The organism is Emticicia aquatilis (genome assembly GCF_014644295.1).
Taxonomy (GTDB): Bacteria; Bacteroidota; Bacteroidia; order Cytophagales; family Spirosomataceae; genus Emticicia; species Emticicia aquatilis.
In genome coordinates, this window is record NZ_BMKK01000006.1 from 379,996 (window position 1) to 392,273 (window position 12,278).

At 39.6% G+C, this 12,278-nt stretch carries 11 protein-coding genes; 5 read left to right on the top strand and 6 right to left on the bottom strand.

Annotated features, from left to right (window positions below; all coding sequences use genetic code 11):
- Positions 1-100 precede the first annotated feature (100 nt).
- The 6 genes from IEX65_RS16635 to IEX65_RS16660 all read right to left on the bottom strand — a co-directional run bounded on the left by IEX65_RS16635 (position 101) and on the right by IEX65_RS16660 (position 4,655).
- Positions 101-736, bottom strand: a complete 636-nt coding sequence (locus IEX65_RS16635) for a hypothetical protein (protein WP_188767460.1) — start codon at positions 734-736, stop codon at positions 101-103.
- A 16-nt stretch (positions 737-752) separates the two neighbouring features.
- The gene (locus IEX65_RS16640; RefSeq protein WP_188767462.1) at positions 753-2,045 is read right to left on the bottom strand and encodes an LVIVD repeat-containing protein; all 1,293 of its coding nucleotides are present in this window, start codon (positions 2,043-2,045) and stop codon (positions 753-755) included.
- Positions 2,046-2,078: 33 nt separating this feature from the next.
- Entirely contained in the window at positions 2,079-2,453 is a 375-nt protein-coding gene (locus IEX65_RS16645) for a hypothetical protein (RefSeq protein WP_188767464.1), read from the bottom strand.
- Positions 2,454-2,514: 61 nt separating this feature from the next.
- Positions 2,515-3,729: a serpin family protein gene (locus tag IEX65_RS16650; protein WP_188767466.1), complete on the bottom strand. Its 1,215-nt coding sequence runs from the start codon at positions 3,727-3,729 to the stop codon at positions 2,515-2,517.
- Between the two features lie 55 nt (positions 3,730-3,784).
- Complete coding sequence (locus tag IEX65_RS16655) at positions 3,785-4,237, bottom strand: META domain-containing protein (RefSeq protein ID WP_188767468.1); 453 nt, start codon at positions 4,235-4,237, stop codon at positions 3,785-3,787.
- A 4-nt stretch (positions 4,238-4,241) separates the two neighbouring features.
- Positions 4,242-4,655 carry a lipocalin family protein gene (locus IEX65_RS16660; protein WP_188767470.1) on the bottom strand — a complete coding sequence of 138 codons (414 nt, stop codon included), beginning with the start codon at positions 4,653-4,655 and terminating at the stop codon, positions 4,242-4,244.
- A 239-nt stretch (positions 4,656-4,894) separates the two neighbouring features.
- Between IEX65_RS16660 and ggt the strand changes: the two genes are divergently transcribed.
- The 5 genes from ggt (at position 4,895) to IEX65_RS16685 (ending at position 12,260) form a co-directional block, all read left to right on the top strand.
- On the top strand, positions 4,895-6,589 hold the full coding sequence (gene ggt / locus IEX65_RS16665; protein ID WP_188767609.1) for a gamma-glutamyltransferase: 1,695 nt from the start codon (positions 4,895-4,897) through the stop codon (positions 6,587-6,589).
- Positions 6,590-6,622: 33 nt separating this feature from the next.
- Complete coding sequence (locus tag IEX65_RS16670; RefSeq protein WP_188767473.1) at positions 6,623-7,054, top strand: SMI1/KNR4 family protein; 432 nt, start codon at positions 6,623-6,625, stop codon at positions 7,052-7,054.
- A 29-nt stretch (positions 7,055-7,083) separates the two neighbouring features.
- Entirely contained in the window at positions 7,084-10,125 is a 3,042-nt protein-coding gene (locus IEX65_RS16675) for a WD40/YVTN/BNR-like repeat-containing protein (protein ID WP_188767475.1), read from the top strand.
- Positions 10,126-10,244: 119 nt separating this feature from the next.
- A complete protein-coding gene (locus tag IEX65_RS16680) occupies positions 10,245-11,177 on the top strand; it encodes a 3-keto-disaccharide hydrolase (protein ID WP_188767477.1) in 933 nt (310 codons plus the stop codon).
- Positions 11,178-11,270: 93 nt separating this feature from the next.
- Entirely contained in the window at positions 11,271-12,260 is a 990-nt protein-coding gene (locus IEX65_RS16685) for a CobW family GTP-binding protein (RefSeq protein ID WP_188767479.1), read from the top strand.
- Positions 12,261-12,278: the final 18 nt, after the last annotated feature.

The window sequence follows — 12,278 nt, forward strand, 5'->3', positions numbered from 1 at the left end:
TATGGAAATTTACCACGGAGGCACGGGCGGTTCGCCGCTGCGATTACATAGATTTTCACAGAATTGTCTTTGTATTAATTCGTGCCTCCGAAACGTAACTTCAGAATTCAATACCAAACCTTACAACCATTCGACGGTAGTTTCTTACTTCATTTGATTCTGTCCAGTAGAATTGGTCTTCGGTGCGTTGTTGTTTGTATTCGGCACGTTGGAAACGATAACCAAAATTCATCATCCAAGCAGAACCATTTCGCATGGGAAACTTATAGCCAATGGTTGGACAAACGACTAAACCTCCCGAGGTTTTATAGCCAGTATTATCTTCATTGAGCCAAATAGTAGAGTAGCCCACATCTAAGCTACCGAGCAAAATGCTTCCCCCTTGTTTTTTCTGAACCAAATTCCTACGAATACCCGCCGAGATAGGCATGAGTACGGTTTCGCCATAAGAGTCAACACCGACCGTAAGACCAATGGCAGTTTTAGGATTTACATAAACGCCATTGAAAGTGTGTAGGGTGAAATTTACTCTGTTTTGAGTTTGATATAATATGGGTTGGGGATAATAACTGTTGTAATAAGCATTGGTTTGGTACTTATTTCGACCAAATGATGCTCCGAGTTCGGTGATATTGACAAAAGGATATTTTTTGAAAAACCCATATTTTTTGTCTTGTGCAAGGCCTTGTGTCATACTAAAAACCCCACAAATGAATAGTATAATTATCTTTTTCATGATTGAAAATGGGGTTTTAGTTTTCACGTTTGACAGGAATTACACTTAGTTGCTTCATATTTTTTGGATTAGAAGTATCGTATTGATACAAACCATCTTTACCGACCATCAAGAGGTGTTTGCCTTCGAGTGGAATTACATCGTAGGCATTAATCTTTTCGATGTGTTGTTGTAAGGTAATATTCGTTGCAGAGGTCGCATCAAAAGACTTTAGGCCGTATTGACTTTCACAAATAAATAAATTCGGGAAATCAATGCCCAAGCCAGCAGGTTGTTGCATTTGATAGCTTTTGATGAGGCTTGGTGAAGTAAGATTTGATACGTTGACAACATCAAGTTGATTGGGCGATGTTCCGCACCAACCCGTGCGAAGCGTAACGTAGGCAATATCATTATGTACAACGACAGGGTCACAGGCACGAGCGTGTTGAAAAATTGACAAACGTTCAGGTTTTTCAGGGTTTTTATTATCGAAAATGTACATTCCAGTATTTGAGCCGATAAACAATTTGTCTTTGTAAGGAAAAATAGTTTCAATTCCCCAACCTAAATTGATTTTGCTAAGTTGAGTTGGTTGATTAAGCGTTTTTATATTGAAAAGTAATAGGTCTGACTGTGAGACGGTGTAGAGGTAATTATCATAAATTGTAAAACGAGCCATTGAGCCGCCTGTTCCTGTTGCACCTGCCGCACCACTATTCGCTCCCGAACTTCCAGATTGTACAGAACCATTCTTGAAAGCCATATCATTGGCATAATAATAAATCGGATTTATATTGCCATTTTGCCCACAATTACTACGCACTTTTTCGGTTATGATTTTCACTTCATAGTCGGTAACTGTCTGATTTTGAGGGTTATAATACCAAGAAATGCCATCGGTAAGACCATTCTGAAAGACATCTTTTACTCGGCCAGTTTCTTTAATTGCTTTTGGATTGGTGATGTCAAATGCAACAATATCCATGTAATTATCGGCATAAAGGGTATTCTCTTTCACAGCCATATCAATAACACCAGGTATTTTCAAGAAAGCAATATTTTGTGGCTGTTGCGGATTTGTATTGTCAATAATATGAATACCCTTTTTTATTTCGTTGACAAAAATGTAGTTGTCTTTTACATAGATTTTGCCAGGATTTTTTAAATCTTGTGGTGCTTCGGAGGCAATGCCCGAACGAATTTGTGCAAGCGTAAATGTAACGGGTACAGTTGTGCGATAGGTGCGAGTAGTTTCGCAATTATCGGTACAGGCTGAGTTGACAATGGCTAAGCAGATGCAACCCAGCAGTAATAAAATATTTTTCATAATTATTAAGAGAGAGAAAGAATCAAAAAACACTTATTTTACTCGTATTTTGGTAAGTTTAAGCGGAATTCCAAGATTTGGAGCTGTGGCTGATAACAACTCTTTTACTTCTCCACTAAATACTATTTTCAAGTCAGTTTTATTTTTCAATTCGGAAGGAAGATTACCAACTACGTATCTTTCTGAAGGATTGGCTACGCACGAAAGTGGGTCAAAGTTATCGGTATTGCCTTCCACAACAATTACGGTCAAATTATTGCCAGCATCCATCAAAAAACCTTTTTGGTCTTTAAGCTTACTGACAGTTTTTAAGTGGTCAAAATCACTAACTGGTGCAACTTCGATTGTTTCTTTTTGGCAAGAGAAGAAAATAGATGCACAAATAAGAAGTAGTAATAGTTTTTTCATAGTTTTTGGTTTTTATTATCACGGAGGCATAGGCGAATTATCTATGCCTCCGTGATATTTTTTACAGATTCACAATTTTACCTGCAAAAAGAATCGTATTTGATTGTTTTTCGCTAATAAAGAACGCAAATGGTCGATTACAGATAAATTCGGGCAAAATTGGAGCAGAAGTAAGTTCAATGCCGATAGTCGTAACTGCAGCTGCTTCTGTGCCTTTTTCATCAACTGCGACAAAAGTATTTTGCTTCACAAATCCAACTTTAAGCTTACCCGCAGGCGGCGAAATTTTTGATAAATCGGCAAAATCGCTAAACATCGTTGGCATTCCCATTTGACTCAAAACACTGTTTAGATTTGTCTCGTATTCGACCGTAAATTTTGGAAGTCCAACAATTACTTTTTGTTCGGCAAGAGCCTTATTTAAGTTTTGCCACTCACTTGCTGATAATGAATTTATTACGCTACCAACATTGCTTTTTTCATTTGGTAATAGAATTGTCATGACGTAGTTTCCGCTGCCATAAGCCAATTCGATAGCCTGATAGTCGGGGCGATTGGCATATTTAACTTTTTCGGTCATGTTCATCATCTTTACCGTTTTTTTAGCATTTATCCCAGTAAAATTGGCATCTTGCGTGTTTTCGGTCTTAAATGGAATCTTCCAATCGCCTTTGAAATAAAGAGCATTCATCAAAAACATTACATGAGCAGGCTCAATTTGCTCAATCACTTTTTTGATTTTTCCGTTTGTGTTATCGCTCGCCCAATTATTGATTTTGCCAACGGTTGCAGCATTGTTGAAATCTTCGGCATAAGTTTGGGCATTGAAAGACGTTTTCAGAATATCCAAGAAAGATTTTTCTACCGAAAACGTATTTCTGTACCAAACCGAATTGGCGATTGTGTTAGTTACTTTTGGGTCAGAGTTTGGCAGATTATCAATCAAATCTTTGTAAATTTGGTTGGTAGTGGTCAAATCAGACGATACCCGCAAACCCTTTGTGAGTTCTTCTTTTGTTTTGCCGTCGGCTCCATTAGCCAACATTCCGAGTGCTACGTGCAGGCTGAGTGGCGAAACAAAGTAGTTTTTATCAACCTTTTCCGTAGCATTGTGTTTTTTTAGAAAATCGAATGCAAACTCGCTGGTTTGGTCTGCAAAAGTAGCAGGAACGGCTTTTAATAATTGGTTGGGTTGCACAGAATCTGCCTCGTCTTTACAGCTGGCGGCCATCAGAAATAATGCTCCAGCAAGTGTTAGTGTTTTAAAATTTTTCATTTGTTTGGATAGTTTTTTTAATCCGTTGACCGTCGTCTATGGACTATTGACTAAATTACTTTCTTTCAAAATACATTGCCTCTTTTGTTGGCTTTGAAATATGAAAAATGAGCGTATTTCTATCTTGTAATTCATATCGCTCAATGTTTCGGAGGTTTTCGTAATAGGCCATTTCAAATTGATTGGCTTCAAGCGTACCCGCTATTTTGGTACTTCCTACACCTTCAACCGAAATCGTCTTCTTGCTTTCATTGATTTCGGGCGATATAAAATAAAAATTCACCGATGAACGCCCATTGAAAGTATATTTACCTTCTTCATCTTTGATTTCGAGCGTAACATCATAAGCGGGAGTTTTACCATCCGAATAGCTTTTAAATTTCCATTGTCCGAGCAATTCGGATTGTCTCAAGGCACTGACTGTCATAGAATCGGCTTCTACAATTTCCTTTGAGCAAGCACCCAAAAGAAGTGTGCAGATTAAGAGTGTGTTTACTAAAAGTTTCATTTTCTTACTTTATTCGTTGATAAACTTCGCCAAAGCCATCATAGAAATTATCGGCGAGCGATAATTCGGAAGCAGACTGGCTGATAATTACTGAGGATGCTCCATCGCTAAATTTGATGAAGTCAACTTGTTCGACTTTGTAGATAGATTTTCCCTGTGTAATCTGATAAGTACCCGAACTTTCGAGGGTGTTATCTTTGTATCGAGAAAATTTTAAATCGGCCGTAAGAACTAATTTTCGCTCATAACCTGCCGATGTAGGAGTAATTGTTTTGCCCGCAATTCCACCCGTTGACGATACCCAACGCCATTCACCAACAAGGCCACTGGTACTTTCTTTAGTAGCCGAAACTTCTTCTTTTGTACAAGAAAAAGCAAACAGGACGGTGATAATGAATAAAAAACTTAGCTTTTTCATTTTTGTTATAGATGTAGATTTGAGAATTATTTAAACGTTCGTCCGTGGCCAGTGGACTAAAAAAACTCAGCTTGTCGGGGAGAAGAAAAAGGATTCATTCTCATTTCTTCTCCCACGACGAAACAAAGTGTTTCTGTCTGAGTAAATTACCCTTTTCAGCAATAATGATTCTGGTTTTTATAATTTGGTTGGAAGCGGTAGCTAAAAAAATTATATTTATGAAAAAATTAACAAACTATATGAAAAAACACCTAACCATCATTTCACTACTTACTTTTTCGATTTCCAGTTTCGCCCAAGACCGAATGTATGGTAAAACATGGGCGGGTCGCTCCGAAGTAATGGCACAAAACGGCATGGTCTGTACGTCGCACCCACTTTCAACGCAGGCCGCCATCGAGATTCTTCGAGCAGGCGGAAGTGCCGTTGATGCTGCCATTGCCGCCAATGCTATGGAAGGAATGGTCGAACCACACGTAAATGGAATCGGAGGCGATATTTTCGCTATTGTATGGGATGCTAAAACTCAGAGATTATACGGACTGAATGGTTCGGGTCGCTCACCATATTCTTTGACTCTCGAAGAATTTAAGAAAAGAGGTTTAACGCACATTCCAGCCACAGGGCCTTTGCCAATCAGCGTGCCAGGTTGTGTGGATGGATGGTTCGAGCTACACAAGAAATTTGGCAAATTGCCGATGGAAAAAATCCTTTCGCACGCTATCAGTTATGGCCGAAATGGTTTTCCTGTTCATGATGAGCTGGCGATGAGCTTACAGAATGTCCCACGTTTGTACGGCAAGTTTCCAAACATCAAAGAACATTATTACCCGAATGGAGAAGTGCCGAAAAGAGGAGATATTTTCAAGAATCCAAATTTGGCAAATACACTGGAGAAAATCGCTAAAGGTGGTCGTGATGCTTTTTATAAAGGCGAAATTGCCCAAACGATTGATGCTTTTATGAAGAAAAACGGCGGATTTTTGAGTGCAAAAGACCTTGCCGACCATACTTCAACTTGGATTGAGCCAGTTTCAACCAATTATCGTGGCTATGATGTGTGGGAATTGCCACCGAACGGACAAGGAATTGCTGCTTTGCAAATGCTCAATATTTTAGAAGGATACGATTTCTCAAAAATTCCTTACGGAAGCACCGAACACGTACACCTTTTCACCGAAGCCAAGAAATTGGTTTTTGAAGACCGTGCAAAATTCTATGCCGACCCTGAGTTTGCTAAAATTCCAGTAAAATCATTAATCTCGAAAGAATATGCTGCCGAAAGACGCAAATTAATCGACCCAAATAAAGCCGCCACTCACTACGATGCAGGAAATCCTGCCTTGCGTGAAGGTGATACTATTTATTTGACCGTGGCAGATAAAGATGGAAACATGGTTTCGTTGATTCAGAGTAATTACCGAGGTTTTGGTTCGGGAATGATGCCAGATGGCTTAGGGTTTATTTTCCAAGACCGTGGCGAATTGTATAATTTGAAAGAAGGCGAAAACAATACTTATGCTCCGCATAAACGTCCGTTTCAGACAATTATTCCTGCATTTGTAACCAAAGATGGCAAGCCATTTATGAGTTTTGGCGTAATGGGCGGAGCTTTCCAGCCAATGGGACACGTACAGATAATTATGGATGTTGTTGACTTTGGCATGAATCTACAAGAAGCAGGCGATGCCCCAAGACTCAACCACGATGGTTCATCAGAGCCAACGGGCGAGCCAATGGAAGGCGTAGGAATGATAACAATGGAGTCGGGGATACCATACGAAACTATCAGAGGTTTGATGCAAAAAGGACATAAAGTTGGCTACACGCTCGGCCAATATGGTGGTTATCAAGCCATTCGCTACGACCCTGTGCGTAAAGTATATTTCGGAGCATCAGAGTCTCGAAAAGATGGCCATGCGGCTGGGTTTTGATATATCATGGTTAGACCTTATTTTCTTTAGATAATGGAAAAATACAGTATGACAGCGTATGATATTCAAAGTTTAGAAGAAAACTTAAATATAAAACTTCCGATTGCTTATAAAAATATATTGTTGAATTATCCAGAAGAGTTAAAATCAAATGAATATGGAAATCAGTTTTTGATTTATGATGCCAAAGATTTATTGTATAACTTGATAATAAGATGTCGTTGGTTTAACCCCAAAGAAACTCTTCCTCGAAACTTCTTTCCCATAGGTTGCGATTATGGAGGGAATATGTTTTTTATTAATTTGGATAACGATGAAAGAATATATACAATTGACCATGAAGAAGCGGAGAGTTTTTATAATCCAGACACAGATACGATTAATTGGAGCATTGCTCTAAAAGAATTTAAACCTAAAATAACAGTTTTTGTAGAATGGTTAAAAGCCTATCTTTCGGAAAAATAAGAACATTGAAAACACTTCAAACATAAAAAATGAAAAAAAAACTAACCCTAATTACCTTATTATCAATCACCTGCTTCGCAGGGTTTTCTCAGAAAAAGAAGAAAGCTTCGGTTGAAGCAGCTCCAGTAATAGCAGCCGATGCTGTTTCTCCAACATCAGCTACTGAGCGAATGGCTGGCTATGAGCAACGCAAAAAATTGCAAGAAGCATCGCTCGTTAAAAATCTAAAATTCAGAAATGTCGGCCCAACTGTTATGAGTGGCCGTATTGTAGATATTGATGCAAATCCCGAAAACCCAACTGAGTTTTATGCGGCTTATGCTTCGGGTGGTTTGTGGCATACTGTCAATAATGGTCAATCTTTCTCGCCAATCTTTGATAATGAGGCAGTTATGACCATCGGCGATATTGCCGTTGACTGGAAAACTCGCACAATCTGGATTGGTACGGGCGAAAATAACTCAAGTCGCTCGTCGTATTCGGGTGTGGGGATGTACAAATCTACCAATAATGGCAAAACTTGGGAGTATCTTGGCTTGCCCGAATCTCACCACGTTGGACGAATCGCTTTGCACCCAACCGACCCAAATATTGCTTGGGTGGCAGTTTTGGGACATTTATATTCCCCAAATAAAGAACGTGGTATGTACAAAACCACCGATGGCGGAAAAACTTGGAAACAAACGCTATACATCAACGAAAACACGGGTGCGATTGATGTAAGACTCGACCCAAACAATGCCAATACACTTTATGCTACCATGTGGTACAAAGAGCGTACAGCATGGAATTTTGTGGAAGGTGGAAAAGAATCGGGCATTTATAAAAGTACCGATGCAGGAGAAACTTGGAAATTGATTTCGGGCGAAGGTAGTGGCTTTCCGACTGGTGCGGGCAATGGCCGCATTGGTTTGGCGGTTTACCCAAAAAATCCGAATATCGTTTACGCAATCATTGATAATCAAGCGAATAGACCAAAGAAAGAAGAAAAAGAAGATGCCAGCCGTCTAACCACAAAAAAAATGAAAACCATCACCAAAGATGAGTTTTTGGCTTTGAGTGATGCAACTATCAATGAATATTTAGATGGACAAGGTTTTCCTGAAAAATTCACGGCAATGGCTTTCAAAGAAAACTTAAAAGCCGATAAAATCAAGGTACAAGATATTTACGAATACACTTACAATGGCAATAATGATTTATTCGATACGCAAGTAACAGGAGCGGAGGTTTACCGCAGTGAAGATGCAGGTGCAACATGGAAACGCACCCACGCCGACTATTTGGATAATATCTACTTCACGTATGGCTATTATTTTGGACAAATTTGGGTTGACCCAACCGATGATAAGAAAATCGTGATTGTAGGTGTGCCAATCGTGCGTTCGGAAGATGGCGGAAAAAGTTTCAAAAGTATCGAAAGAGAAAACGTACACTCAGACCACCACGCTTTGTGGTTCGACCCGAAAAATCCGAAACATTATATTAACGGAAATGATGGCGGAATCAACATAACTTATGATGATGGCAAAACTTGGTTCAAGGCAAATTCAATTCCTGTTGGGCAGCTTTATCACGTTTCAGTGGATATGGCTAAGCCTTACAATGTCTATGGTGGTTTGCAAGATAATGGCGTTTGGTATGGTTCGTCAACCAATTCGTTCGATTATAACTATGGTATCTTCGATAATGGCGATGGCTATAAATTCTTGCTCGGTGGTGATGGAATGCAAGTACAAGTAGATTACCGAGATAATAACACGGTTTACGCAGGGTTTCAGTTTGGAAACTATTTCAGAATCAATAAAGCAACCAACGAACGTAAAAGATTGGAAGTTCCACGTGAATTAGGCGAAGCACCTTTCCGTTTCAACTGGGAATCTCCACTTACGATTTCTCGCCACAATCAAGATATTATCTATTTTGGTTCAAATAAATTCCATAGAAGTTTCGATAAAGGCGATACTTTCAAAACCCTTTCGGGAGATTTGACTCGTGGCCGCAAAGAAGGCGATGTTCCTTTCGGAACACTCACAACTATCGAAGAATCACCAAGCAGATTTGGCTTGATTTACACAGGTTCAGACGATGGTTTGATTTATGTCACAAAAGATGGCGGTTATACTTTCACCAAAATCATGGATAAACCAAATCTTTGGGTAAGTGGAATTGCGGTTTCGGCTCATGCGGAAGGAACGGTTTATGCTTCACTAAACGCTTATCGTGGCGACCATTTCAAACCATACTTGTTTGTTTCTACTGATTACGGTCAAAATTGGCAAGCAATCGGTGCAGATTTACCAGCCGAGCCAATTAACGTAGTAAAAGAAGACCCGAAAAATGCTAATATTATTTATATCGGAACTGACAACGGTTTATATATTTCGATGGATAAAGGCAAAACTTTTATGCGTGGCAATGGCGATGGAATGCCAAGTGTCTCAATTCATGATTTGGTGATTCACCCAAGAGAAAACGAACTGGTCGTTGGCACGCACGGACGCTCAATTTACATTGCTGATGTGAAGCCTTTGCAAGCATTGAGTAACGAGGTTTTAGCTAAAAATATTCACGTATATGATTTACCAGCAATCAATTACAATGCTTCATGGGGTAGAATGTTTGATAAATATGCCGAGCCAGAAGAACGTAAGTACAACATTACTTACTACGCAAAAGCAGCAGGAAAAGCCACAATCAAGATTCAGACAGATAAAGGATTAGTTGTAAAAAATATTTCGGATGATGCTGAAGCAGGTTTAAATAACGTAAACTTCGACCAAGCGATTGATGCCGCTGCCAAAGGCGAATACGAAAAGTATTTGAACGATGTAAAGAAAAAAGACGATAAAGAAATCAAGTTGGAGCTTGCTGACGATAAGAAAATTTATTTCCGTCCAGCAAAATATAAAGTTATCATCGAACTCAACGGCGACAAAGTAGAAAAAGACCTTGAAATCAAAGCATCGGAGCGTCGCTCTCGTAGAGCAATGAGTCCGAAACCAACTGCTTCGCCATCTGAATTTGAAGAATGGTACGAAGAAATGGGTTTTGAAGAAACCAAGAAGTAACTTTGTAGCACAATTTTCTGAACGGGCGGCGTTCCGCTTATGTTTTGCGTAACTCACAATTCGGAGAATTGTGCTACAATCCAATTTTAACCAAATTTTATATTCAACCAAAAACAAACATGAAGCAAAACTTTGTAAAATTTTTAGGAGCAATCCTTATCAGTAACTCTCTCATGGCACAATTGGCTCCAATCAAAAGCATCGAAGGCCGTTGGGATATTACGATTACCAAAGGCGATAAAAAAGTGCCATCTTGGTTAGAGGTAAATCATTCAGGCGTAAAATACTTAAATGGTCATTTTGTGGGAGACGGTGGAAGTGCCAGACCGATTTCACGCATCAATTTCGCTGATGATAAAATGTCATTCTCAATTCCACCACAATGGGATAGAGCCGAAAAAGACTTATCAGTAGAAGCTGTTCTGAAAGATGATAAACTAACTGGCACAATGAACACGCCAAGTGGCGAATCTTTGAGTTGGGTTGGTGTAAGAGCTCCCAAGTTAAACAGTACAGTAACACCAGTTTGGGGTACGCCAATCAAACTTTTCAATGGTAAAAATCTTGATGGTTGGCAAGTTGTAAGTGGCGAAAACCAATGGATTGTAGAAAATGGTATTCTTAAAAGTCCAAAATCAGGGGCTAATCTTCGTACGGTTAAAACTTTCAAAGATTTTAAACTACACGTTGAGTTTAAGTATCCAGAAGAAAGTAATAGTGGAGTTTACCTAAGAGGTCGCTATGAAGTGCAAGTAACTGATAGCAAAGGTCGTGAGCCATTGAAAGACCAACTGGGTGCTGTTTATGGTTTTATTGCTCCGCTCGAAATGCCAGCAAAAGCAGCAGGCGAATGGCAAAGTTTCGATATTACGTTGGTAGGGAGAGTCGTGACGGTTGTTTTGAACGGTAAAACAATTATCTATAAAAACGAAATTCCAGGAATTACGGGCGGTGCTTTAGATAGCAACGAAGGTGAGCCTGGCCCAATTTTCTTCCAAGGTGACCACGGACCGATTGAATACAGAAACATTGTTATTACACCAGCTAAGTAAACTTTTTTGTATAAAAGGTGTTATTTCTAAGGAAGGCATCGCTTTAAGCGATGCCTTCCTTTTGATTTTATAGCAACAAAGAATCTTCTCTTTATGAAAATACCAGTGAATATCATTACAGGCTTTTTGGGTGTGGGCAAAACTACCGCCATCAAACATATTCTTGCTAATAAACCTTCTAATGAGCGTTGGGCAATAATTATCAATGAATTTGGGGCAGTATCTATTGACCACACAGCCATAGACGAACAAGATGGATTAACCATAAAAGAAGTAGCAGGAGGATGTATTTGCTGCACGGCCAATGTGCCAATGCAAGTTACGCTTACGTCCATTTTACGCAACCAAAAGCCCGACCGAATTTTGATTGAGCCAACGGGCATGGGGCATCCCGCCAGTATTTTAGACTTACTGCAAAGCAAATATTTAAAAGATATTCTCGAAGTCAGAGCAACAATTTGCTTAGTTGACCCACGCCGTTGGGCGGATGCCAATGTACGCTCGCACGAAACCTTCCAAGACCAAATCAATTTGGCCGATGTGTTGGTAGCTAACAAAGCCGATTTAGTAGGAGAGGAGTTGGCCGAAAAATTTAAAGGTTGGGCAAAAACGCTGTTTCCACCCAAGCTTTTGGTAGAAACCGTTTCTAATGGCGAAATAAATGTAGATTGGCTTGATATTGAGCCATTTGCAGGCAGAAAGGCCGAATTTCCACAGGCACATTCTCATGAACATCATCATCACCACGCAGAAGAAACGCTCGACATTCTTGAAATAGGGAAACCCACCAAGAAACTAAGTAAAGGACTGGGAATGTATAGCTGTGGTTGGATTTTCTCGCCCGAAGAGATTTTTAGTTTGCCTAAGTTGCGTCAGTTTTTTAGTACACTACAAGGCGTTGATAGAGCCAAAGGCGTTTTCCGAACGGGCAAAGATTGGGTGTTAATAAATGCCGTTGACCGAGAATTTTCGGTGCAATATATCGCCTACCGCCGAGATAGCCGCATCGAGCTCATTGCCAATTATGATTTAGATTGGTTGGTGTTTGAAGTGAAATTGAAGGAGTGTTTGGTCGAGAATTGATGTTTCCCAAGACAAATA